The organism is Streptomyces aureocirculatus (genome assembly GCF_000720475.1).
Lineage (GTDB): Bacteria > Actinomycetota > Actinomycetes > Streptomycetales > Streptomycetaceae > Streptomyces > Streptomyces aureocirculatus.
In genome coordinates, this window is record NZ_JOAP01000009.1 from 88412 (window position 1) to 112598 (window position 24187).

19 protein-coding genes and 1 tRNA gene are annotated in these 24187 nt (G+C 71.6%); 11 read left to right on the forward strand and 9 right to left on the reverse strand.

Annotated elements, in window-relative coordinates; all coding sequences use genetic code 11:
- Positions 1 to 82: 82 nt before the first annotated feature.
- Positions 83 to 799 carry a TetR/AcrR family transcriptional regulator gene (locus IG78_RS0111335; RefSeq protein WP_030561815.1) on the reverse strand — a complete coding sequence of 239 codons (717 nt, stop codon included), beginning with the start codon at positions 797 to 799 and terminating at the stop codon, positions 83 to 85.
- A gap of 349 nt (positions 800 to 1148) precedes the next feature.
- Between IG78_RS0111335 and IG78_RS0111340 the strand changes: the two genes are divergently transcribed.
- The 5 genes from IG78_RS0111340 (at position 1149) to IG78_RS0111360 (ending at position 5583) form a co-directional block, all read left to right on the forward strand.
- The gene (locus IG78_RS0111340; RefSeq protein ID WP_030561817.1) at positions 1149 to 2513 is read left to right on the forward strand and encodes a M6 family metalloprotease domain-containing protein; all 1365 of its coding nucleotides are present in this window, start codon (positions 1149 to 1151) and stop codon (positions 2511 to 2513) included.
- A gap of 141 nt (positions 2514 to 2654) precedes the next feature.
- The gene (locus IG78_RS0111345) at positions 2655 to 3149 is read left to right on the forward strand and encodes a hypothetical protein (protein WP_225882044.1); all 495 of its coding nucleotides are present in this window, start codon (positions 2655 to 2657) and stop codon (positions 3147 to 3149) included.
- Between the two features lie 42 nt (positions 3150 to 3191).
- Positions 3192 to 4520, forward strand: coding sequence for a hypothetical protein (locus tag IG78_RS0111350; RefSeq protein WP_051852536.1), 1329 nt, complete (start codon positions 3192 to 3194; stop codon positions 4518 to 4520).
- Between the two features lie 79 nt (positions 4521 to 4599).
- On the forward strand, positions 4600 to 5070 hold the full coding sequence (locus IG78_RS0111355; RefSeq protein ID WP_225882045.1) for a hypothetical protein: 471 nt from the start codon (positions 4600 to 4602) through the stop codon (positions 5068 to 5070).
- 9 nt (positions 5071 to 5079) lie between these two features.
- Positions 5080 to 5583 carry a hypothetical protein gene (locus tag IG78_RS0111360; RefSeq protein ID WP_030561825.1) on the forward strand — a complete coding sequence of 168 codons (504 nt, stop codon included), beginning with the start codon at positions 5080 to 5082 and terminating at the stop codon, positions 5581 to 5583.
- Positions 5584 to 5588: 5 nt separating this feature from the next.
- Here IG78_RS0111360 and rho read toward each other — a convergent pair whose 3' ends face one another.
- Positions 5589 to 6785 (reverse strand): transcription termination factor Rho, encoded by a 1197-nt coding sequence (gene rho / locus IG78_RS0111365; protein ID WP_030561827.1) that lies wholly within the window; start codon positions 6783 to 6785, stop codon positions 5589 to 5591.
- A gap of 626 nt (positions 6786 to 7411) precedes the next feature.
- On the opposite strand from rho, the gene IG78_RS0111370 reads away from it, so the two are divergent.
- Complete coding sequence (locus IG78_RS0111370; protein WP_037685438.1) at positions 7412 to 7942, forward strand: GNAT family N-acetyltransferase; 531 nt, start codon at positions 7412 to 7414, stop codon at positions 7940 to 7942.
- A 23-nt stretch (positions 7943 to 7965) separates the two neighbouring features.
- Here IG78_RS0111370 and amaB read toward each other — a convergent pair whose 3' ends face one another.
- The 4 genes from amaB to IG78_RS0111390 form a co-directional block, all read right to left on the reverse strand.
- Positions 7966 to 9540 carry an L-piperidine-6-carboxylate dehydrogenase gene (amaB, locus tag IG78_RS0111375; protein ID WP_030561831.1) on the reverse strand — a complete coding sequence of 525 codons (1575 nt, stop codon included), beginning with the start codon at positions 9538 to 9540 and terminating at the stop codon, positions 7966 to 7968.
- A gap of 65 nt (positions 9541 to 9605) precedes the next feature.
- Positions 9606 to 11219: a VOC family protein gene (locus tag IG78_RS45585; RefSeq protein ID WP_037685441.1), complete on the reverse strand. Its 1614-nt coding sequence runs from the start codon at positions 11217 to 11219 to the stop codon at positions 9606 to 9608.
- 11 nt (positions 11220 to 11230) lie between these two features.
- On the reverse strand, positions 11231 to 12436 hold the full coding sequence (locus tag IG78_RS0111385) for an NAD(P)/FAD-dependent oxidoreductase (protein ID WP_404827690.1): 1206 nt from the start codon (positions 12434 to 12436) through the stop codon (positions 11231 to 11233).
- A gap of 168 nt (positions 12437 to 12604) precedes the next feature.
- On the reverse strand, positions 12605 to 14089 hold the full coding sequence (locus IG78_RS0111390; protein WP_225882047.1) for a lipase/acyltransferase domain-containing protein: 1485 nt from the start codon (positions 14087 to 14089) through the stop codon (positions 12605 to 12607).
- 20 nt (positions 14090 to 14109) lie between these two features.
- On the opposite strand from IG78_RS0111390, the gene IG78_RS43960 reads away from it, so the two are divergent.
- The 5 genes from IG78_RS43960 to IG78_RS0111415 all read left to right on the forward strand — a co-directional run bounded on the left by IG78_RS43960 (position 14110) and on the right by IG78_RS0111415 (position 21616).
- Positions 14110 to 18981, forward strand: a complete 4872-nt coding sequence (locus IG78_RS43960) for a WD40 repeat domain-containing protein (protein WP_051852537.1) — start codon at positions 14110 to 14112, stop codon at positions 18979 to 18981.
- A 130-nt stretch (positions 18982 to 19111) separates the two neighbouring features.
- Positions 19112 to 19798 (forward strand): RES family NAD+ phosphorylase, encoded by a 687-nt coding sequence (locus IG78_RS0111400; RefSeq protein ID WP_225882048.1) that lies wholly within the window; start codon positions 19112 to 19114, stop codon positions 19796 to 19798.
- Positions 19799 to 20313: 515 nt separating this feature from the next.
- The gene (locus IG78_RS0111405; protein WP_030561843.1) at positions 20314 to 20715 is read left to right on the forward strand and encodes a hypothetical protein; all 402 of its coding nucleotides are present in this window, start codon (positions 20314 to 20316) and stop codon (positions 20713 to 20715) included.
- A gap of 108 nt (positions 20716 to 20823) precedes the next feature.
- Positions 20824 to 20899 (forward strand) — tRNA-Arg (locus IG78_RS0111410).
- Between the two features lie 474 nt (positions 20900 to 21373).
- The gene (locus IG78_RS0111415) at positions 21374 to 21616 is read left to right on the forward strand and encodes a helix-turn-helix transcriptional regulator (protein ID WP_225882049.1); all 243 of its coding nucleotides are present in this window, start codon (positions 21374 to 21376) and stop codon (positions 21614 to 21616) included.
- 59 nt (positions 21617 to 21675) lie between these two features.
- Here the strand turns inward: IG78_RS0111415 and IG78_RS0111420 are convergent, their stop codons facing one another.
- The 3 genes from IG78_RS0111420 to IG78_RS0111430 form a co-directional block, all read right to left on the reverse strand.
- Positions 21676 to 22140 carry a hypothetical protein gene (locus IG78_RS0111420; protein WP_030561847.1) on the reverse strand — a complete coding sequence of 155 codons (465 nt, stop codon included), beginning with the start codon at positions 22138 to 22140 and terminating at the stop codon, positions 21676 to 21678.
- Positions 22141 to 22327: 187 nt separating this feature from the next.
- A complete protein-coding gene (locus tag IG78_RS0111425) occupies positions 22328 to 22780 on the reverse strand; it encodes a hypothetical protein (protein WP_051852538.1) in 453 nt (150 codons plus the stop codon).
- Positions 22781 to 22902: 122 nt separating this feature from the next.
- Positions 22903 to 24159 carry a helix-turn-helix domain-containing protein gene (locus IG78_RS0111430; RefSeq protein ID WP_030561851.1) on the reverse strand — a complete coding sequence of 419 codons (1257 nt, stop codon included), beginning with the start codon at positions 24157 to 24159 and terminating at the stop codon, positions 22903 to 22905.
- Positions 24160 to 24187: the final 28 nt, after the last annotated feature.

Sequence of the window (24187 nt, forward strand, 5' to 3'; positions counted from 1 at the left end):
GAAGACAAAGAGGTAAGTACGGGGTGAACGAGACACCGTTCAGGCGTGCGTGCGGAAGGGCCCCTGGTCGTGGGGGCGGGTCCTACTTTTGACCCAGGCCCTCCTCGCTGCGGCGCGCACGCCGCTGCCCCCGTTCGTCGACGTCGTGGCGCAGTTCCTCCAAGGTCGCGGCGTGCCCGGGGAGTTCGGAGCGTGCCGGTGCCATCAATCCGTCCAGGAACAACTGGAGGTGACGGTGGACGAACTGGTCGAAGTCCACCAGGCAGTTGGCGCCGGGCAGCGGCCTGGTCAGTTGGGAGAGGGCGACCATCAGATCACCGACGGCGATGTCGGTCCGCAGTTGACCGGCGGTGCGTGCGCGTGCCATCAGCCCCTCGACGGCGTCTTCGAGGCGGATACGGGCGGCGTGCAGATCGGGGTGGTCGGGGTCGACGGCCTCGGAGAGGATCGGGCAGAGGGCGCCGATGCGCTCTTCCACCGCGGCGTGGACGAAGTCCCGCAGCGCCTCGAACGCGGAGCCGGACTCGGCGTCGGCGGCCTCGATGGCGCGGACGGCCAGCTCCGTGACCCGGTCGGTGACGTACAGGACGACGTGGTGCACAAGCTCTCCGCGGTCGGCGAAGTGGCGGTACACCGTGGCGTTGCCGACTCCGGCGCGGCGCGCGATCTCGTCGAGCGGCGCCTCGGAGCCCTGCTGGACGAACATCTCGCGGGCGGCGGTGACGATCCGCTCCCGGTTGCGCAGGGCGTCGGCCCGCGGGCGGGTGACGCGGCGCTGCACTGCGGTGGCGGTTTCCACGGCGGACACTCCTCGAAGCGGTCAAAGGCCCTCAGACTCGCAGGGTCCGCGGTGACGGGTCCAACGAATTTCCCGGTGGGGGCCTGAGGTGGGCGATCCGGGGAGTGGATCCCCGTTTCGCTCGGACACCGGTTAAACGGGGAGCCGCTCCCCGCTTATTTCCCCGTTCTGCTGTGACCTGCGTCACAAACCAACGGACCCTTCCATTCCTCCCGAAAGATCCGCCCCGCTCACCCGAACGACCCACGATCGGTCGCGCTCAGCGAGCGCCCGCGCACCCCCCGACACAGGGTGATCGGACAGGGTGCAGCTCAGGACCGTGGGCTGCCGCGGAGCGGAAGGCCCATGGATGCAGCAGCCGACCTGGAAGCCGATAGCCCGCTCCCGCCGAGCCGTCCGGGTGCGAAGGCGCCCCGGCAGGCGGGACAGCCGCGGCACCCGGACGCCCAGGCGGCTCCCGCCCACGACCACCGCGCTCGCCGGGCTCACCGTCCTCGCCCTCGCCCTCACCGCGTCGGCGAGCACCGGACGACTCCTCGCCGAGCCGCCGTCGGCGGCGGGACCCAGCGCGCAGGCCCGGGCGACGACGCTCGGCCGCTGCCTGATCGGCGGGGACCTCGGGGTGCAGATGTCGGAGGGCATCCCCACAGGGCCCGGCTACGCCCGCTCCACCGGCACGGTCCGCGCCCTCAACCTGATGGTCGACTTCTCCGACGCCCGCGGCGAGGGCCGCGCCCTCGACCGGCTCGGGGAGTTCTTCCCGCAGACCACGGACTGGTTCCGCACCAGTTCCTACGGCCGCGTCGACTACCGGCCCGAGGCCCCGCTCCAGGACTGGCTGCGCATGCCCAAGCCCTTCAAGGCGTACGGGATAGAGCGCGGCGCCCCCTTCGACCCCGGCTACCGGGAGCTGGTCGACGACATCGTGGCCGCCGCCGACCCGGACGTGGACTTCGCGGCGTACGACCTGGTGAACGTCCTCATCACCCCGAACGCGGGCCCCTCCGCCCTGGACACCGTCCTGTCGGTGACGTTCGCCGGCAACCACGAGGCACCGGTCGCCGACGGCGTGCCGATCTCCAACGCGTCGTTCGTCTACAGCCGTCAGGACGACGGCTCGGGCAACTACGACCAGACCGGCTACCGCGTGCTCCCGCACGAGAACGGCCATGTCTTCGGCCTCCCCGACCTGTACACGCAGGACGGCGGGGGCGCGGTCGGGCACTGGGACATCATGAGCGAGGACTGGGGCGCCAACAACGACCTCCTCGCCTGGCACAAGTGGAAGCTGGGGTGGATCGACGACAAGCAGGTCGACTGCGCGTCGGCCGCGGGCACCACGGAGCACCTGCTCTCGCCGCTGGCCCGCACCGGCGGCACCAAGCTCGCCTTCATCCCGCTGAGCAAGAAGACCGGCTACGCGGTGGAGGTGCGCACCCGCGCGGGCAACGACGAGGTGGTGTGCCGTCCCGGCGTCCTCGTCTACCGCGTCGACGCGGACGTCGACACCGGCCACGGCCCGGTCACGGTCTTCGACTCCACCCGCGACAGCGGCGGCTGCACCCGCAGCGCGAACGTGCACGCCGAACTGTCGGACGCGCCGTTCACCCCGGGCGAGACATTCACCGACCGCTCCTCGGGAGTACGGGTGACGGTCGCGGGGGCGGACCTGGACGGGAACTACCGGGTGCACATCACCCGCACGGAGACCTGACCCCCTGCATCTGGCCAATTCACCCGTTCACTCAAGGGAATTGACGTCCGAACGTTAGTCTGACGTCGAGACGGTGCCCACCGGCTCAGCGATGCGCAGGCGAAGGCGCGAACAGGGTGAGAACAACCCACGGGGGTGGTCATGAAGTCGGAGAACTCCACGGACACGAGGGCTGAGAACTCCACGGACCGGCGTATGCAACTGGCTCAGACGGACCCAGCGTGGGGCGGCGCCGGGGAGGTGTCGCTCGCGAGTTCGGCGACGGACAAGAAGCGTGCCGTCCGGTTCATGGAGAACCGACTGCTTCCGGACACCAAGGCCGCCGGGCGCATGGCCGAGGATGGCGGCCGGACGCACGCGCCGCTGGCCGGGCCGGGATCCCCACAGGGCGGTCTGGGGAAGCCCGACACGGGACTGAGCGGCGACTTGACGAGCTGGGCCACGTACAAGGGACTCTCGGAGGCCATGACGGTCTGGCAGGGCCAGACTTCGGCACTGCTCGGCCGCCTGCACCAGGAAATGAACGGCTTGCGCGGCGCGAAGAACGCCTTGCACGCGCCGGACGTCGGCGTCGGGTCCCAGGTCGAGGGCATCGGCGTACTGCGGAACCCGTCCAGCGCGTTCGACCGCATGTGACATCCCGGGGGGGGAACCGTGGCATTGACGTATCGGGACGTGATGACCACCGATCTGTCGCCGCTGTCGGACGTGTCCGACGCCTGGCGGAAGATGGGCGAGCGATTCGGCGAACTCAAGGACGACTACGAGAAGCAGGTCCCGCGGGCGCTGGCCAACGGCAAGTGGGAGGGCGAGGCCTTTCGCGCGCACCAGAAGGCGGCCACGGCAACGGGGTTCGAGTACGCGGCGGCCAGACACGAGGCGCTGGCCCTCGCGAGCCTCCTGAAGCAGGCGCACACCAAGCTGACCGCGATGCAGAAGTCCCTGCGGGACCTGGTGGCCGACGCCGAGGCGAAGGACTTCAGGGTCGACAGCTCGGGCAGGGCCACCTACGCCGGCCTCGACAAGCACTCCGGGAGCGGGAGCCTCGACAACGACCCCGACTACGCGCGCGTGATGGCCGAGGCTCGCATCGCGGAGCGGGAGTGGACCGAGCGGATCGCCGACTCGGTACGGGCCGTGGACGACGCCGACCAGAGCGTGCGCCAGGCGCTGTCGCGCGCGGCGGGCAGCGTCCCCGCGAGCCGGGGCGGCGCCATCGGCTTCAACCCTTATGCCGACGGAGACTTGGACAAGCCCTGCCGCGTCCCTTCGGGCGGCGCCTCGTCGCAAGACACGTCGTGGCAGGCCGACGGCAATCTTGACCTCACCGGGCCCGGCGTCGACTCCTCCCTCACCGGGCCGGGGTACGGCAGGCAGGCCATGGCCAAGCTGGCGGCCGACGGATTCCACCTGACCGCCGACGGGAAGATCACCGATGGCCACCGGACGTTCTCCGGCATCGCCGATGTCTATGGCGGGGCCAGGATCACGGGAGGGCTGGACATCACCGATACCGGTGTCAGCCTCAACGGTGAGGCGTCGGCGGGGGTACGGGGCATGGCCGAAGGACGGGCGGAGGCGGGGAACTTCGGTGTCTACGGCCGGGGGACCGGGTTCGCGGGCGGCGAAGCTTCCGGTGACGCGAAGATGGACCTCACGCAAGGGTTCGAGGTTGGGGGAAAGCTGTTCGCCGGGGCGAAATACGGTGCCGCCGCGGGAGCCGACATCGGCGGCATCGGCGTGGGCGTCACGTATGAGGACTGGAAGGCGCTCGGCGCGGAGGCAAAGCTGATCGCCAAGGGTGAGGACGGAAAGTACCACTTTGGCGCCAAGGGTGGCCTCGGTCTCGGGCCCGCCGGTCTCGGCCTGGGCCTGGAGTTCACGGTGGAGCCGGGCAAGGTGGTGGACACCGCCAAGGACGCGGCCGGTGCGCTCGGGGACGGCGCCGGGAAGGTCAGGGACATCGCGGGCGGGGTCACGGACGGGTTGCGCAGCCTGCGGCCCTGAGCCTGGCCCTCTACGGCAGGCCCACACGCGCACGGCAGACTCCTACGCCTACGGAAGCGAGAACATTATGCCCAGCCCGATGCCCGTACCCCTTGAGCTCCGGCTCCCAGAGGGCTGGCACGCGGCGACCCCGGAGCGGACGGGTGTCCCGGACGCCGCCTTCGTCGCGGTCCACGCGCATCCGGACGACGGCTTCACCGCCAACGTGACCGTCGACAGCACGTATCGGCCGGACGCGGCGACCCTGGCCGAGATCGGGGACGAGTCGGTGGGGAACCTGAGCGAGGTCGCCGAGGCTCTTGACGTCATCAGCCGTCACGAGATCGGCTCCGCCGCTGCCCCCGGCCTTACCCAGACACTGACTCTCACCACTGCGGTCAGCGGCGTGCGCCGCGAGCTCACGCAGTCCCAGGTGTATCTGTCCCTGCTGGACGTCCACGACCCGGACCGCCGCGTGGTGGTCCGGCTGGTCCTGACCGCCACCGCGGCCCAGCACGACGACGTCCTGGAGGACTTCCGGGACATCGTGGCCACTGTGCGGCTCAACTAGGTTGCTTCCATGGGTCTCTTCAGCCGCTTCGAACGTGTCACGCGTCCCCCCGACGACATCCCACCCTGCACACCGGAGGAGGTCATCGAGGCACTGCTCGACCTCAACGGGCCCCACGCCCCCTGGACCGTACGCGACGCAGACCCGGACGAGGGCGCCGACCTGGTGGCGGACTGGCACTGCACGGATCCCGCCTGGCGTAAATATTTCCACTCGGCCACAGAGGACTCGGTCCTACAGACGCGGATGCGCCTGATGCCGGACGAGCACCAGGTCCGCTCCCTCGACCACCAATGGCAGTTGCCGCTCACCTCGATGTCGCGCAGCATGTACACCTCGGGCCGAGGGCAGCTCCGGTGGGCGTCCGTCTCCTGGTCGAGAGAACGCGGACCGGACGGAAAACGCCGCATCAAGAAGACGGTCGAGTACGACACCGCGGACCTCAAGAACCCCCTGCGGGACACCGTGCTCGACATGGGCTGGTCCTGGAGGGCCAGGTTCTCGAAGCTGTGACCGGCTCACGCCGCCGCGGCCCTGGGCACCGTTTCCCGCACCTGCCGTAGGAAGGCGGCGTTGCTCGGCGTTCGGCGGATGTGTTCCAGGAGGGCTTCGACGCCGCTGCCCCCTTCGCGTACGTCGTGGGTGTTGCGCAGGTCCAGGGCGCGGCGCAGGCCGCGTACGGCGGTCAGTTCGGCGGGCGGTACGAGGAGTTCCTCGCGGCGCGTGCCGGAGGGTGTGATGTCGACGGCCGGGAAGACGCGGCGGTCGGCGAGCCTGCGGTCCAGGCGCAACTCCATGTTGCCGGTGGACTTGAGCTCTTCGAAGTAGTAGTCGTCGGCGCGCGATCCGGTGTCCACGAGGACGGTCGCGAGCATGGTCAGGGAGCCGCCCTCCTCGGCGAGGCGCGCGGCGCCGAAGAGCCGCTTGGGCCCCTGCACGGAGCCCGCGTCCACGCCGCCGCTGAGCGTACGGCCGCCGGACGAGGCGGAGTTGTTGTACGCGCGGCACAGCCGGGTCAGGGAGTCCAGGAGCAGCACGACGTCACGGCCTTCCTCGACGAGTCGCTTGGCGCGCTCCACGGCGAGTTCGGCGAGCGCGATGTGCGCCTTGGGGGGCCGGTCGAAGGTGGAGGCGAGCACCTCGCCGCGTACGGAGCGCCGCATCTCGGTGACTTCCTCGGGGCGTTCGTCGAGGAGGACGACCATGAGGTGGCACTCGGGGTGGTTGTCGGCGACGGCGGCGGCGAGCTGTTGCAGCAGGACGGTCTTGCCGGTGCGCGGCGGTGCGACGATCAGGCCGCGCTGCCCCTTGCCGACGGGTGCGACGAGGTCGACGACGCGGGTCGCGACCCGGTCGCCGGTGGTCTCCAGGCGCAGCCGCTCCCGCGGGTGCAGCGGAGTGAGGTCGCCGAACCGGGGCCTGGTGCCCGCCTCTTGGGGCGCGTGGCCGTTGACGCGGGCTACGTCGGCGAGCACGCGCGGCTTGTCGCCGGGGACGCCTTCGACGAGGTCGCCGGCGCGCAGGCCGTACCGGCGGATCAGGGCGGCGGGGACGAGCAGGTCGTCGGGCCCGGGGAGGCAGCCTTCGGCGCGGAGGTGCCCATTCGGGGCGGTGCGGGCGGTGCGGGTGGTGTGGGTGTTGTCGGCTCGGGGGGTGTCTTGGGCGGGGGTGTCCTTGAGGTCGAGGACGCCGCTGTGGAGGGTCTGGCTGGTCATCTGGATTGTCATGGGTGAGGGTCCTTTCGCGGACAGGCGAGTGCGGGGACCGGCGAGGCGGAGTGATCACGCCTCGTCCGACGGGCGGCGGCTCCAGGTCGCACGGCACGATCGGGCCGCGGACAAGCCGCCGAGCGGATTCCCGGAATGGGACAGCAACGGGACAGCAACGGGACAGACGAGAACGAGAGCCCGAGCCCGCGCCGGGAGGAGAAACGCACGGAGAAGAAATCAATGCACGCTCAGAAGAACTCAGAAGTTCTCTGAGGAGAAGCACGGCGCCCAGAAGGGGCGTACACACGTGCTGCACGCACTGTAGCACACTGGGACGGCGTGAACGGCACTGCGCACGCGGGATCTTGAGCCTCCGCACGCCGGGTGACTCATAGTACGTGATCGCGTACCGTGAGTTGCCATGGGTGTCCGTCCGGCCCCCGCTGACCCCCTGCCCGGCTGCGGCCCCCATGGGCAGCCGACCAGGGTGTGGGTGCGGACGGCGAAAGGGGTGCGCGCGCCGACGGCCACTGCGCGCGCACCCCTGGCTGCGGGGCCCGTGAGGCCGGGTCCCGCAGCCATCGAGCTGATTACCCTGCCCTCCCGCCCCCGCTCCGCCGTACCGTTCTCCCATGCCCGAACTCCAGCGCCTGCGCCCCGACCACGCTTCGGCTCTGCTCGCCTTCGAACGCGACAACCGCGCCTACTTCGCCGCGTCGGTGCCGGACCGCGGTGACGCCTACTTCGCCGAGTTCGACGCCCGGCTCGCGGCGCTCCTGGCCGAGCAGGAGAGCGGCGCGTGCCACTTCCATGTGCTCGCGGGCGGGGACGGCGAGATCCTCGGCCGGGTCAACCTCGTGGATGTGGCCGGGGGTTCGGCCGAGCTCGGGTACCGCATCGCGGAGAAGGCGGCCCGGCAGGGGCTCGCCACGTCCGCCGTGGAGAAGGTGTGCCTGCTCGCGGCCACCGAGTACGGGCTGACGTCGCTGCGCGCCGGGACGACGCTGGACAACCCGGGCTCCCAGGCGGTCCTGGCCCGCGCCGGTTTCGTCGCCACCGGCGAGACCGAACTCGACGGCCGCCCCGGGATCACGTACACCCGGGACCTGACGGGCCGCCCCCGCCGCACGGACACGGTGTCCGGGCGACGGTACACGGGGTAGCGGCACTGGCCGGAGAAGGACGGTCAGAGGAAGCTGACGTTCTGCGCCAGTGACAACCGCCCCGAGTAGTTGACGGTGTTCGTCGCGGACCGCATGTACGCACGCCACGCGTCGGAGCCCGACTCGCGGCCGCCCCCGGTCTCCTTCTCGCCCCCGAAGGCCCCGCCGATCTCCGCGCCCGACGTGCCGATGTTGACGTTGGCGATGCCGCAGTCGGAGCCCTCGGCGGACAGGAACAGCTCGGCCTCGCCCTGGTCACGGGTGAAGACGCTGGAGGACAGACCCTGCGGCACGTCGTTGTGCAGGGCGATGGCCTCCTCGAACGAGTCGTAGGTGAGGACGTACAGGATCGGCGCGAAGGTCTCCTCGCGTACGACTTCGGTCTGCGCGCCGACGCGGACGAGGACCGGCTCGACGTACGCGGCGCCGGGCGCCAGGTCCGCGAAGCGGCGGTCACCGCCCGCGAGGACCTTCCCGCCCTCGGCCCGGACGCGGGCGACGGCCTGCCGCATGCGGTCGAGCGCGGTGACGGAGATCAGCGGCCCGACGAGCGTCGCCTCGTCGAAGGGGTCGCCCACGGGCAGCTTCGCGTACGCGGCACTGAGCCGGGCGACGAGGGTGTCCGCGATGTCGCGGTGCGCGATGAGGCGGCGCAGCGTCGTGCAGCGCTGCCCGGCCGTGCCCGCCGCCGCGAACACGATCCCCCGCACGGCGAGGTCCAGGTCGGCGGAGGGTGCGACGACCGCGGCGTTGTTGCCGCCGAGTTCGAGCAGGGACCGCCCGAACCTGGCGGCGACGCGCGGCCCGACCTCGCGCCCCATACGGGTGGACCCGGTGGCGCTGACGAGCGCGACCCGGGGGTCGTCGACGAGCAGTTCCCCGACGGCCTTATCCCCGATGAGCAGTTGGTGCACGCCGTCGGGGGCCCCGACGTCCGCGGCCGCCCGGTCGAGGAGGTGCGCGCAGGCGAGGGAGATCAGCGGGGTCAGCTCGGACGGCTTCCAGACCACGGTGTCGCCGCAGGCCAGGGCCACCGCGGTGTTCCATGACCACACGGCGCAGGGGAAGTTGAAGGCGGAGATGACGCCGACGACGCCCAGTGGGTGCCAGGTCTCGGTGAGCCGGTGCCCGGGCCGCTCGGACGCGATGGTCCGCCCGTACAACTGCCGGGAGAGACCGACCGCGAAGTCGCAGATGTCGATCATTTCCCTGACCTCACCGAGCGCCTCCGAGCGGATCTTGCCCGCTTCGACGGTGACGAGGTCGGCGAGGTCGCTCTGGTGCTCGCGCAGCAACTCGCCGAGTCGCCGTACGAGTTCGCCGCGCACCGGAGCCGGGGTGGAGCGCCAGGCACGGAAGGCCCGGTGCGCGTCGGCGACGGCACGGTCGGCGGCGGCCGGGGTGGTGGCGGCCACGGGGAAGAGGTGCTCGCCGGTGATCGGGGTCCGGGCGTGACACACCTGCCCCGCGCCACCGCCCCCCGGGAGCGTGCCGCCGACGTCCACGCCGACGCGGTCCACGCCGACGCGGTCCAGGGCGGCGCGGGCGCGGGCGCGCAGCTCGTCGGTGGTGGGGAGGGCGGAGGGCGTGAGTGGCATGAGGGCTCCTCGGTGTCGGCGGGGGTTCCGTGGTGCCACGCTTCCGTGGGCGGGCGCCGGAGCGCTCACGCGGACGGGGGTGGCGGAATCGGGCGTTCCAGGCGCAGCTCGTGTGCGGCCCGCGCCAGGGAACGGGACTGCTGCTGCTCGTACAGCGCGAAGGGGTCGAGCACGTCGCGGCCGACGGCGCCGGACAGCCAGTCACTGTCGTACGCGACGCCCGTCTCGCCTTCCTTACGGGCGCCGGATTCCTCCAGGTTCGACTGGAAGATCCCGGCGGCTGACCGCGGCAGGAAGTCCTCGTACACGATCGGTTCCGCACGCACCCAGCCCTCGCGGAGGAGCCCTGGCAGGTCCGGGGGCGGGGTGCCGCCGTCGCGGGCCCGGTCGGCGACGGCGTGGTACGTGAAGTGGGCGAGGCCGCGTTCGGCGAGGGCGCGCTCGGTGCCGGGGAAGCGGGTGGGCCAGAGGGAACGGAGGAGGTCGGCGCGGGTGGGGGCGGTGGTGCCGTGGGCCTCGGCGGGGGCGCGGCGGACGGCGGGGTCGTGGCGCACGGCGGAGTCATGGCGCACGGCGGGGGCCTGGGCATCGGCACCGTCACGGGTCCCGGCACCGTCACGGGTCCCGGCACCGTCACGGGCCCCGGCACCGTCACGGGCCCCGGCCGCCCCGTGCGCCGCGGCCGCCTCCCGGTCCGCCAGGTCCAGCAGCTCGTCGTAGCAGGCCCGCCCCCGCCGCGTGAGGGCGATGCCGCGCGCCTCCACCTCCCCGAACCGCACCCGCAGCGTCCCCCCGGTCACGGTCCCGTCGGGGAGCCGCAGGGCGCGCGGCTCGTCGAGTGCCCGGAACGAGGTCTGCCGGAGCAGCACGTCCGGGCCGACCCCCCGCGGCGGGCCCTGGATGGTGTCGATCATCTCGATGCCACGGTCGGTCATCCGCCGGTACAGCTCGTCGATGTCGAGGACGCGGGGCGTCAGATGGTTGATGTGGGTGCTGCGCACGCCGCCGATGTCGGCGGCCACGGCCGACACCCGTTCCAGCGTCTCGTACCAGGCCTTGTCGACGGGTTCGGCCGACAGCTCGAACGCGGCCACGGCGAGGCTCAGGAACCGTTCGGCGTCGTCCTCCGGCAGGCCCTGCTCGGCCTCGGCGCGGTCGGCGAGTGCGAGCAGCTCCGGCGGGAACAGCTCCCGCCCCGCGAGGAACCGTTCGAGGCGTCGCCGCAGCTCGGGGCCGAAGAAGCGGGGGTCGGCCGGGGTGAGCAGGGAGGTGAACACGCGGAAGGGGTTGCGGGCGAGCTCGTCGCCGTCGACGGGGCGGAAGGCGGTGGACACCACGGGTACGGCGCTCGCGGCGGCCTCCCGCAGGTCGTAGAAGCCGACGGGCCGCATTCCGAGGGCCCCGAAGACGCGTCCGACCTGCTCCAGCTCCGCCGGTGTGCCGACCCGGACGGCGCCGTGCCGCTCGGCGGTGACCCGCGCGATCGCCCCGAGCCGCTCCGCGTCGCCACCACGTTCGCGCAGCACGTCCTCGTTCACTTCGCGCGTCACGTCGACGAGGGTGTCGTACGCGGGGACCTCACGCCCGTACATGGCGGAGAGCCGGACGGCGAAGGCGGCGCGGAGCTGCCAGGGCGCGAGAAGGGTCGCCGGGTGCCGCCCGGCCGGACGTCCGGTCATGGGTGTGCCTCCTACACCACGTGGGCCTCGGGACGGCCGCCGGAGACGGCGCCGTCGGCGAAACGGTCGGCGCTCAGGGGCGAGACGTCGACGAAGGGCTCGCGTCCCAGGTACAGGTCGCGTACGACTTCCCCGACGGCCGGGGCCTGGAGGAACCCGTGCCCGGAGAAGCCGGTGGCGTAGAGGAAGTTGGCCACGTCCGGCGCCCGCCCGATGAGGGCGTTGCAGTCGGGTGTCACCTCGTACAGACCGGCCCACCCGTCGACGACCTCCAGTTCGGCGACGTCGGGCGCGCGCACCCGGGCCGCGTCCCGGAACAGCTCGACCCAGTCGTCGGACCACGTCGTGTCGAACCCCTCCTCCTGGCCGGGGTCGGCGAGCCCGATGAGCAGTCCGCCGCCGTCGCCGTTGTGGAAGTAGGCGGTGGAGGAGAAGTCGATGGTGAAGGGGATGCGGGGTGCGGGCGGGCGCGGTGGGCGCGGGGGCCGGGTCAGGGCGATCTGGCGGCGCAGCGGCCGTACGGGAAGCGGCACCCCGGCCGCCTCGCCGATACCGGCCGACCAGGCGCCGGCCGCGCACACCAGGGCGGCGCAGGGGATGACGCCCCGGTCGGTGCGCACGGCGGTGACGCGTCCGGCGTCGGTGTCGACATCGACGCCGGTGACCGTGGTCCCCGTACGGAACCGCACCCCGGCGCGGGCGGCCGCGCGGGCGTATCCCCGGACGACGAGACCGGGTCTCGCGTGCCCGTCGTCCGGCGAGTGGACGGCACCTACGAGGCCTTCGGCGCGTACGTACGGGCACAGCTCGCGGGCACGCTCCGGGCTGACGATCCTGCTGGGCACGCCCATGCGGTTCTGCACCTCGACGCTCGCCTCGAACGCGGCGAGGTCCGCGGGTTCGCTCAGCAGGAACAGGTACCCCACCCGGTCGAACCGGATGTCGCCGCCCGGCCGCCCCGCGAAGTCCTCGTACGCCCGCAGGCTCCGCAGCCCGAGCGCGATGTTCAGCGGGTCGGAGAACTGCGCCCGCACCCCGCCGATGGGCTTCCCCGAACTCCCGCTCCCGAGCGTGCCGCGCTCGACGACGACGAGGTCGCGTACGCCGGATTCGGCGAGGTGGAAGGCGATGGAGAGGCCGATGACGCCGCCGCCGACGATGACGACGGGGGCGGGGGCCGCCGGACGAGGACCGGTCGTACGGGAGATTGCGGACACAGCGAGAACCCTCCAACTCAACAGGAACTGCTGACGGGCGGGCGATCCACCGGTCATCGTCCAGCACGGCGGCCGTCATCGTCCATTGCGCCTCGCTGCGTCTCGGGATACCTCGCTGCGTCTCGGGATGTCTCGCTGCGTCTCGGATGCCTCGGGGCGCCTCGGTCGTCAGTCGGCTTCCTGCTCCGTCCCGGGTTCACCCGCCAGCACGAGCTGGGTGACGGCGTGGCCGTCGATGGTGCGCACGGTGACGCGGTACAGGCCCGGCGCGCTCACGGTGGCCCGGGCCATGATGTTCCCTTCGCCCCACATCGGCCTGAGGGGGCGCGGGTTGTGGCCTTCGTCGTCGGCGATCTCGCACTTGAGGCCGGACAGGGAGTCCACGCCGGTGAGCTTGACGGTCCACGGCGTTCCGGCCTCCACCAGGTCGGGCACTTCGAGGCCGCAGCCGGGGGCGCCCTGGGGCGGGCCGAGGTGATCGTCGCCGCGCAGTACCTCGGCCACGGCCTTGAGCGCGACGCGGTCGCAGGCCACGGCGCCGTGCTGGAGCGGAAGCGGTGTGACGGCGGGGCCCACGGCGGCGGAGTCCTTGTGGACGGTGCCGTCGCCCTTGACGTCGTAGAACCGCAGCGCGCCGCGCGGGTCACGGATGAAGGCGCCGCTGGTGTGCTGGCGGGCCCCGTGGTGATGCGCGTGGACGACGCCGTCCTTGACGGTGAGGCTCTGCATCGTGGCCTGGTTGGTACCGGCCACCGCCCAGTGTCCCGGCAGCGTCATGTGGATCTGCTTGCCCTGGAAGTCAGCCGCCGCCTGGGCGAGTTCCGCGTTGCCGCCGATACCGGCCACGTCGCCGGGGGTGAGACGGCGGACGTCGTCGCCCTCGATGAGGCAGGCGTACTGCGGCAGCAGGTCGTGCAGGCCCGGCATGGTGGCGGAGACGGACCGGAGCTGCCGGTGCGGGAGCGGGACGGGGGTGCCGCGGCCGCTGTTGAGGATCGCCGCCGCCTTCACCGCGCCGTAGAAGGGCGTTCCGAGGGTGAGGACGGCACGGGTGTCGTCGAAGAGGTCGCTGTCGTACGAGGCGTCCAGGGCCGCCCGGGTGACGAGCCCTCCCATGGAGTGGGCGACGAAGACCAGTTGCGCCGGGCGCTCGTCGACACGGTGGCGGCGGGCCTCGTCGTGTGCGGGGTGCGCCTGCCAGGCGACGAGGTGGCGGCGGGCGGCTTCGGCCAGGAGGCGGCCGTTGACGGTGACGGGCAGGCGCCAGTCGTAGGCGAACTCCAGGACGGCGGCCTCGTGGGCGACGCAGCTCCGGACGACGTCGATCAGGGCGGTGTAGGGCTCGAACCCCTGTAAGTAGGGCGTCCAGTACGAGTGCCGCATCAGTTGCGTGGCCTTGAGGCGGCCGGTCCTACCCTCCAGTTCCTCCGGCGTCAGACGCAGCGGCTCCAGGCCCCGGGGCCTGGTCCACGCCTTGAGGAGCCATGACACACCCGACAGGCCCCAGACGGTCTTTTGGGTGACGGTGTCGTAGAGCTCGCTGCCCATGATGCCCGGCACGATGACGACGGCGTTCTGCGTGATGTCGGCGGTCACCACCGGTGCCGGTGTGCCGGTGGCAAGTTTGTCGCTTTCTCGCTCGTGGGGATTCATGGCTGTGAACAATAGGGAACATGCAGGCGGAGCGCGTCCCCGGGACGGAAGTCGAGCGTCCACGGGCGGAAGTCGCGTACTCGGAGCCGACGACGGGGACCGCCGGTTCGCTGGTCGTCGTGGCGGTGGAGGACGGGGACCCCGAGTTCGCCAAGGCCGTCGACGAGCAGCTCTCGGCCGTGACCGCGTGGTGGCCGACCGGTCCCGCGCCGGGCCAGGGTTTCGTGCAGACCGTGCTGCGCGCACCGGAGGAGCGCAACGACGTGGAGCGCTTCCTGCACACCTCCGGTATCCGGGAGGCCGCGGAGAACGAGGCCCTGGTCGTGTACATCACCTCGCACGGCACCGTCGGCAGATCCCTCAGGCACTTCCTGATCCTGCCGGACACGGACACCGACCGGCTCCTCGCGACGGGCATGCCGACCAACGACGTCGTCGTGGCCGCGATCGACTCGCGGGCCCGCCACGTACTCGTGATCGTGAACGCCTGTGAGGCGGAAGGCATCGACGCGGAGCTGAAGGCCCTCGTACGCGAACTCGTCGACCCACCGGGTGCCAGGCGTTCGGTGAACGTGGTGGCGACGACGGCGACCCGTTCTCCGGTACTGGGCCGGGAGTTCGCCGCGGTGCTGCGCCTGGCCTTCGACTGGCTGCGGGACGCCGCGGGCATCGCCCGCCCGCAGCTCTCGATCTCCGAGTTCATCCAGGCCCTGGAACAGGCGACCGAGCGGCTGAACGAGGAACGTGACCTCGGGCTCGCAGGACCGCGGCCTGTCCTCCTCGCCAGGCTCGGGGATCCGGCCCCCACGCTGCCCAACCCCGGCTACCGGCCGCGGCCGAAGGTGGTCACGGGCGCCCGTGCGGAGGTCGCGGCCACGCCGGAGGAGCTCGAGTACTGGCTGGACCGCGCCAGTGGACGCGCCAGCAGCGACGATCCCGGCTGGTACTTCTCCGGACGCAAGAAGCTCAACCGCGAGCTGGCGGACTTCGTCGCGGGCCCGCCGGGAGTCCTCGTGGTGACCGGCACCGCGGCCAGCGGGAAGTCCGCCGTGCTGGCCCGTGCGGTGACCCTCAGCGACCCCTCGTTCAGGGCATCGCCGCGCTACGCCGACGCGGTGCGCAAGGCACCGCCGGACAGCGTTCCTGGCGAGGGTTCCATCCATGTCGCGGTGTCCACCCGCAACCGTGGACCGCTGAGCCTCATCGCCGCCGTCGGCACCCGGCTCGGCTGTGCGCGGGACCTTACCCGACCGGCGACGGATGCTCTGCGGCAGTGGCAGGAGTCGCTGCGGGCCTTCTTCACGACGTGCCCTGCGGACGTGGCGGACGTGACCGACGGGGCCGACGGGGCCGACGGGGCCGACGGGGCCGACGGGGTCACCGTGGCCGATGTGGTCACCGTGGTCGTCGACGGCCTCGACGAGTCACCCGATCCGGTGGCGTGCGTCCGCGATGTGCTGGTGCCGCTCGCGGACCACGCCGGTGCCGGCGGGTCCCGCCGCGGGCTGCGTCTTCTGCTCGGCGTCCGCAGTACGAGCCCGGGCACTCCGGAGGCGGCGGTCTCGGGTGGGCCGCCTGGCCTGCATGGCTTGCACGGCTTGCTTGGCCTGCACGGCTTGCACGGCCTGCACGGCCTGTTGCAGGAGCTGCTGCTCGCCTTCCCCGCCGCGCGGGTGCTGCGTACGGACAGCGAGGGCGTGCGGGCGGACATCGCCGCGTATGTGGCCGCGCTCCTGTCCGGGGTGTCCTGGGGCGGCGACGACCCGTCCGCGATCCCCTCGGCGGCGGAGTGTGTCGCGCGGCGCGTCGGCCGTTCCTTCCTCGACGCGCGCCTGGCGGCGGAACAACTGCGGCGCGGCGACGGCATCGAGCTGCTCAGCGACTCGCGCTGGCTCGCGGGGCTCGACAGGGGCACGGTCGGCCTGTTCGAACAGGACCTCGACCAGGTCGCCGACGACGGCCTGAACAGGGCGGAGGCACTCGCGCTGCTGCGCGCCACCGCCTTCGGCCTCGGCCGGGGGATTCCCTGGGCACAGGTGTGGCCGACGGTGGCATCGGAACTACTCGGCGCCCGCCTCGAACACGCCGACGACAAGATCCGGCACCTCCTCGAGGGCCGCCTCGCCGGATATCTCGCGCACGACATCGAGGACGACCACGTCGTGTACCGGCCCGCGCACGAGCAGCTCGGGGGCATGCTGCGGCGGTGGGCGCCCGAGCCGAGCGCTTCGCCCGTGGCGGGCGAGCGCATCGCCGCCGCCCTGGCGGGTCTGGTCAAGGCCGACACGGTGACCGTGCCGCACCCCTATCTGCGCCGGTACCTGGCCCGCCACGCGGCGATCGGCGGGGCCCTTGACGACCGTCACGTACCGCCGCCCCTGCTGCCCTGGACCACCGGCGACGGTGTGCGGGGCCTCCTCGGCCTCCCGCTCGTCCCCGGCGCGGGCCGGTCGTGGCTCACCGCGTGGGCGGCCGTCGAACCCTACGTACAGGGTGCGGACCTCGCCTCCCGGTGCTCCAGCCTGCATCTGGCTCGTACCGCCATGCGGTTCCCCGGCCGTCCGCACCATCTGCTTCCTCCGGAGGCGGCCTTCGCGGGCTCCCGCCTTTCGGTGCTGTGGTCGCAGTGGGAGCCACCGGCCAACGTCCTCGCCACCCTCGGGCGGCCGGGTCTGGCGCTGGCTCCGGCGGCGGGCCCCGGTGGTGCGGCGCTCCTTGCGGTGGGCGGCGCGTCGGGCTCCGTCGAGTTCGTCGACGCGGTGTCGGGCGCGCCCGTCGGGGACCGGGTCTCCGCGCACGACGGCGACGTGCGGTGCCTTGACTTCGTGCCGGACGCCGCCGGTGGCGGTGCGCTCGTCTCCGGCAGCGCGGACGGCACGGTACGCATCCGGGATACGAGCCGGGGGGCGCTGCTCGGCGGGATGGCCTTCGAAGGGCGGACCTGGGTCGCCGATGTCGCCGGGTGCCGGGACGGGGCGGGGACATTGGTGGTGGCCGCGGTCGACGGGACCGGCGCGGTGCTCCTGTGGCGCGAGGGCGTGGCGGAGCATGTGGCCGACCTGAGCCCACACCCGGCGGAGCGTGCGGCGTTCGCGCTGACCGTCGTCGCCGCCGCCGACGGCCGCCCGTTGCTCGTGGGTGCCGGTGGCACGGTGCGGATCTGGGACATCGCGGATCGCCGACTGCTGTACGAGTACGCCGTCGACGTCGACGCCCCCGTCAGGTCCCTGACCGGTACCACCGTGCCGGGGCGGGTCGCCACCGGGCACGGCGACGGCTCCCTCACGCTGTGGGACACGGCCACGGGGTCCCGGACGGTGTTACGGGGGGCGGGGGAGCCCGTCACCGGGCTGGCGGGGGTGCGGGTCGACGGGGTGGATCTGCTGGCGGCGGCGGGGCCGGGGGTGGCGATCGAGCTGTGGGACGTCGGTTCCGGCGGCTTTGGCGGCTCCACTGGCTCCGTCGGCGTTGACGGCTCCGTCGGCGTTGGCGGCTCCGTCGGCGTTGGCGGCGTTGGCGGCTCCGTCGGCTCCGGAGCGCCTGTGGCCCGGCTCACGGGACACACGGATTCCGTGACGGCCCTCTGCCCCCTCCCCTCCTCCGGGGCCTCTTCCCAAGGGGCCTCTTCGTACGGAACCACCTCCCGGGGGACCTCCTCCCGGGGAACCTCCCCCCAGGGAACCTCCTCCCGGGGAACCCCATCCCAGGGAACTGAACGCCGCCTCGCCTCCACGTCCCGTGACAACACCGTCCGGCTGTGGGACGCGGACGCCGTCCGCCGCGCCCTTCAGGACACCGCCACGGCCCCCGCCGCAGTGGCCGCGGCACTCACCTCGGACCTCTCCGGCTCGCCTCACCTGGCCGTCAGCCACACCACCGCGCGCACCCAGCTCCGGGACCTGACCAGCGGGGAGGTCACCGGCACCGTCACCACCGCCCTCCCCGTCACCGGCGATCCGCCGCACCCCCCGGCCGCCCTCGCCTGGGTACCGGAGGAGCAGGACCGGCACATACTGCTCCACACGGCGCCCGATCACACCATCCGGTCCTGGGACCGTCTGCGCGGCTGCGCCGCCGACATCCGCCTGGAGGGGCACGTACAACCCGTGCGTGCCCTTGCCGCGACCGTGGCCGCCGGCGGACGACGACTGGCCGTCAGCGCCGACGACTTCACCGTCCGGCTGTGGGAGTTGGACGACGGGCGGCAGCTCCAGCGATGGCCGCATCCCTACTCGGTCCGTACGGTGGCCGCGGCGTCCGACGGTTCCGGCACGGACTGGTTCGCCTCCGGCGGGACGGACGGAAGGGTGCGGCTGTGGGAGTCGGACGACGTACAGGGACGCCGCTGGGAGCTGGAAGCCACCGCAGCCGGACAGACCAGCGCACCCGGACAGACCACCGCAGCCGGACAGACCGGCGCTCCCGGACAAGCCACCGCACCCAGGCACGTCTTCCGCTGCCGACAGGGAGTCATCAACGCCGTCGCCATCAACCCCCACCGCACACTGCTGCCACCGTTCCTCGCGAGCGGGGGAGATGACGGCACGGTGCGCCTGTGGGACCTGACCACCCACACGGCCCTGGCCGAACCCTTCGTAGGGCACACGGACGCGATCGAGGCACTCGCCGCCTGGACTTCCCGCGCCGAAGCTCCTCGGCCCTACGTCGCCAGCGCGTCCCGGGACGGCACGATCCGCTTCTGGGACGCGGCGACATCGCGCTGTGTGCTGCGCCTTGCCACGGGAAGTCCCGTGCACACGCTCTCCGTGGACCCGCGGGGCGCGCCCGGCGGCGAGGTCACCGTCGCCCTGGCCGGGCAGGCCGGAGTCGCCGTCCTCAGGCTCGACTTGCAGGATCTGCCATCAGCTCAGCAGGATGCGTGCGCCCCCTGAAGTCCTTTGTGCGCCCCCAAGGGAAACGGCAGGACCGCTGCCTCCGCGCCCCCGGAAACAAGAAAATGATCGTTCGCCGACACCTGCAAGCCCTGTCCGACACAAGCCCTACCCGAGTGAGGAGCGGCCCGTGAACGAGGGCGCGCCGTTGGAGGCAAGACTCGTACCGGCACCGGAGCGCGGGGTCTGGCGCCTGGGCAAGGCCAAGGATCCGCTCAAGTACAACCAGATCAGCCGGGAGGACGACAGCCGCACGGGAGGCAACCGCTGGAGCATGCTGAGCCACGGCACGCTGTACTGCGCGTCCGACCTGGACGGCTGCTTCGCGGAGGCGCTGGCCCCGTTCCGTGTGGATCCGGAGCTGCGCGCCTTGATCGGCACCGACTGGGACGACCCCTATTTCATGTCTCCCGGCCAACTCCCCCAGGACTGGCGTACGCGGCACACGCTGGTGCGATTACAGCCGGCCGCGGAGGCGCGGTTCCTGGACGTGGACGACGAGCAGACCTTGCGGGTGCTTTCGACGGAGCTCAAGGAGGAGCTGGCGCAGTTCGGCATCACCGACCTGACCCTCGACCACGTCCAGGGCCCGGACCGCAGGGTGACGCGCCAGATCTCCACGTGGGCGATATCCCGGCGAAACCGGCACCGGGAGCGGCAGATCCACGGCATCGCCTACAGCTCCCGCTTCGGGATGCGGCAGTGCTGGGCCATCTTCACCGATGTCGCCCTCAAGGAGGTGGGGCGCCAGCCGATCTGGCCGGAGGCGACGGAACTCCAGAGAGTCGCCGACGAATACGGCCTGACCATCCGCTGACACCCCCCCCCCCGCACGCGCACACCCCCGGCCACCCCTGGACGGCACAAAGGCCCAGCCCAGCGACCACGCCAACTCCCCAAGAGGGGTTCACGCCAACAATCTTGACGCATAATCACCCCCCATTGGACAGCGCAAAAGTGGTGGAGTTGAGGGGGGTTTCCGGGTAGCCTTAACTCACTGGCTACTGAGGAGGACTCATGATCACGTGTAGCCCACCATTACGGACAGCCGCCTTCGCCATGTCTGCGATCGCGAGGAGAGACCCTGCGACGGGCACGCCTGACGCTGCCCGCAGACGCCCGCGCCACCAGGGTCCGTAGAGGTCACGCTTCCCCACGGACCACCCCATCAGAAGCGTCACACCAGTCGGCGGCACCCGGCCCGCATCCGCACCCGCTCGGACGTGCGGCAGGCCGAGTGATCCGCGACCGAATCCTGCACCCGTCGCCTGACGCACGGCCCATGGGCCACCGGAGCCCGGTGCGCGGTCGGAGCACGAGGGAGGAAGAGCCATGACCACCACAGCCGACAGCCCTGCCCCCACCAAGAGCGCCGCCAGCGCCGAGCGGGCCCACCTCGCCACCGTCCGCATGTCCATCGCGGACATCGCCCGCTTCCTGCAGGAGAACCTCGGCCAACGCCTGACCGCCCGGATCACCAACATCAACGATGCGCGGCAGGTCGGCAAGTGGGCTTCCGGCACCTCGGCACCCCGCCAGGAAGCGGAGGAGCGACTCCGGGCCGCCCTCCAGGTGTTCCAACTCATCCAGGACGCCGAAAGCCTCTACACCGCACGAGCCTGGATGATCGGAATGAACCCCCAGCTCCAGGACGAAGCCCCCCTCACCGTGATCGCCGACGGCCGCTTCAGGGACGTCATGGTCGCCGCCCGCGCCTACGTCGACGGCGGCTGACCACCCCCGCCCGACCACCTGAGCCCACACGGTCCCCACCCCTGCCGCTCCCCCACCCCACACCGACGAGGCCCACCGGCACACATCCGCTACGCTGTCCTTGGTCACGCCTTCGTAGCTCAGGGGATAGAGCACCGCTCTCCTAAAGCGGGTGTCGCAGGTTCGAATCCTGCCGGGGGCACCAGTTCAGAACGGCTAAGGCCCAGGTCACGGAGCAAGTCTCCGGCCCTGGGCCTTAGTTGTGCGCACTCTGGCTACCCTCTCGCGCACCCTCGCTACACCCTCACTACCGGAGATCATCGTCCAAATATCGTCCAAACGATCTCCGTGTTTCCGCAGGTCGCCCCGCGCGTGGATGTTGCGCGCACAGCAGGCCGCCCCCGCCTCCGCGGCGGCGGAAGCGGGGGCGGCCCCAAGTGCCGGGCCGTGGAGGGGGGCACCCTGTCACACGGCCCGGCACGCCCTACGGTGCGGGCGCTACCTCATGTGTAACAGCCACGGGCCACCACAGTCATCGCCCATACGGGTGAACACGCGTTCGATTCCTGGACCATACATCTAGCCCTGCGGCATATGCCAGAGCCGCAGGGCTGAGCGCTCAGCCTGATCACAAAAAGCCTAATGCTTTGGGCAGACATTTGGCCATGATCAGCTTGAAGTGGAGCAGGTGCGAGACCTGCCCGCGGACGACTCCTGGATCAGCGACCACCGCCGGGCCACCGGCGCAGCCATCCGCGAAGAACGGCTGCGCCAGAACCTCACCCAGGACGACGTATGGACAGCCGCCCGCATGAGTCGCTGGACCCTCCAACGCGTCGAAGCGGGCGAGGACGCCACGCTGTCCACACTCCTGCGCATCGCCCGCGTCCTCGGCGTCCCGCTCGCCGACCTTCTCCGCTGACGGTGAGCCCGCCCGCTCCGTCGCTGGGGGGTGTCCGGAACGGGCGGGCGTCTGAGGGTTCAGCAGTCCTCACCCCGCGGGCGGATGTGGCACCGCTCCAGGTGCAGGTAGCTGAACAGCATCCCCGAGAGGCCGAGCCACAGGTGCGGGCGGAACGTGTCTGGCTCGACCGTGTGATGGCAGCTCGAGCAGAACGCTTTCGGCTTCCCGGCCCGGGCCAGTGCGTCGATGTGGTCCTGGCCGAGGGCGCGGGCGGTGATGCACGGCGGCTCCGCGGCGCACAGCGGGCACTCGGCGGCGTGGTCGTGCCAGTCCAAGTACGTCGCGAGCGCCCGCGTCTGCGCGTCGTAGCAGTCACGGCAGGCGTGAGGCAGCCAGTTGCCGGAGCCACCCAGGCCGATGCCCTGTCCGGGACGCAGCGTGCGCGTGCACCACGCGCAGGCGCTGCCCGCGTTCTGCTGTACGTCGAGCAGGGCGGCGCCGGGCACGACGAACAGGTGCAGGGGTTCGATCACGTCCCGCATCGGTTGCCTCCCGTGCGGTTCAGGTGGGCCCTGACGGCAGCTCCCTGAGCTGCCGTCCACGCCCGGCGCAGGCGGGTGCCTGTCGGGCAGTAGTCCTCCTGTCGGCAGGGGGCGCAGGCGTTCAGGTGTCCCATGTACGTCGCGTAGACCCGCGTCGCCGCAGCGTCGAGTTCCGCCGACGTGGCACTCATGACTCGACCGCCAGCGGCGCGGCCGTCGCGAGCAGCGCGGCGAGGTGCGCGGGGTCGCACAGTTGCCCAGGGCAGAGAGGGGGCACCACCCAGTGCGCGTGCAGCGACAGCACGCCGGGACGGGGGACGCCCAGGTAGGTGTCGTTGCCGAGGCACTCTTCCGTTCCGTCCCACGGGGAGTCCGGTGGGATCAGCACGTAGTAGGGCCCCATGCTGCTGCGGAGATCCCGGATAACCGGGCCGTCGAGCCAGGAGAGCAGGGCGGTGGCGACTATCTGCGGGTCGCCGCTGCCGACGGCGTACACGCGCTCACACGGGACACGGATGGCGTCGAAGCGGCGGCCGAGCGGGAGCAGGGCGACGCCGTCCTTGTCCCACGCACGGTAGACCGCGCGTGGGTTGGGGTCGGTCTGCGCCAGCCACTCAGTGATCAGATGCCTGTCGCCCATCAGCCCGCCCTCACAGTCGTGGTGATCTGCCTCACACCAGCGACCGTAGGGGTGATCGTGCTCCGCAACAGGTAGAGGTCCTACCCCCTTGCCCGGGGGTAGGGTTCCTACCCCTTACGTGATCATGCAGGGATCGGAACGCCCACCTCCTGCGCCAACTCGTTCGCGTCCTCACGGACTATCCGCGGACCGGACGTCACCAGTCCCGGCAGCGCAGAGCGCGTGTACAGGTTGTACTGAATCGTCTCGGGAGACTCTCGGTGCGCTCGCTGCAGGTAGGAGACGGCTGCCGCGCTTTCGGCGAGCATGCCGTGGGCCCGCGCTGTCTCAATGAGGTGGTACGAGCGGCGTGTTGCCGAGGGGATGCGCCGTAGGTCCAGAGCGTCCGCCACCTCCAGAGCCTTCACTGGCTGTACGAGATCGTTGTGCATGGTGATGGCATACCCGTCGACGATGCCGCGTCCGAAGATCAGCCACGGATGTGCGTAGTCGTCGCCGAGCTGGCGGGCGACGGCGTCAGCCTTGTCCCAGTATCGCCAAGCGTCTCCGTCCTGGCCGGTCTTGGCATAGGAGAGGGCGACGGCGAGGTAGAGCAAGCCGCGGCGGGCGATGTACTCCGGATCGTCTTCCGCGGGGAGCAGGGCGACAGCCTGTTCGGCCAGTTCGACGCGCGCCTCTGCGGCGTCCCCGGCATCACGGTGAACGTGGTTGACGTACCAGGCCGCGGTGGCGATGGCGCGCGGGCTGTCGGCTTCCTGAGCGGCGGCCATGGCTCGGTCGCCGCTCAGCATGACCAGATCGGGAGCGGGCTGGAAGGACAGGAACAACTGCGCGAGGTGGTAGGCCTGGGCCTGTGCCATCAGCGCACGCCTGCGTTCCGGGCCTTGCAGGGTCCGCGCGGCGTGCCGGGTGTCGGAGAGGAGCGTGGGCAACAACCGTCCGATGCGGGAACGGTTGCCCTCGCCAACGCCCTGCTCGTCAGCGGAGTGCCACAGTTTCCACGCCCGCCGCAGCCGCGCGGCGAGGACTTCGGCCGACTCCGCCGGGCGGTCGGCGGCGACCAGTTCGTACCTGTTCAGGGCCTGCTTGATGATGGGCAGATGCCGGTGCTCGGCCTTGGTATACGTGGCCGCCGCGATCCGGTCATCGCCGGTCAGTTCGGTGATGTCCTCGACGCCGAGGACGTGGGCGAGGCGCAGCAGTTTCGGAAGCCGCGGCATTCCGATGGTGCCTCGCTCGATGGCCTTCACCCATTCTTCTGAGTGGCCCATCACGTCTGCCACGTAGGCGCGGGTCTTGCCGCCGCGTGTCCGTGCGCGCTGGACACGTTGGCCGAAGGTGAGCTGCGGTACCGCACTGGTGTCGGTGGTCTCGGGCATACTGGTGCCTCCGTTCAGAGCTCGACAC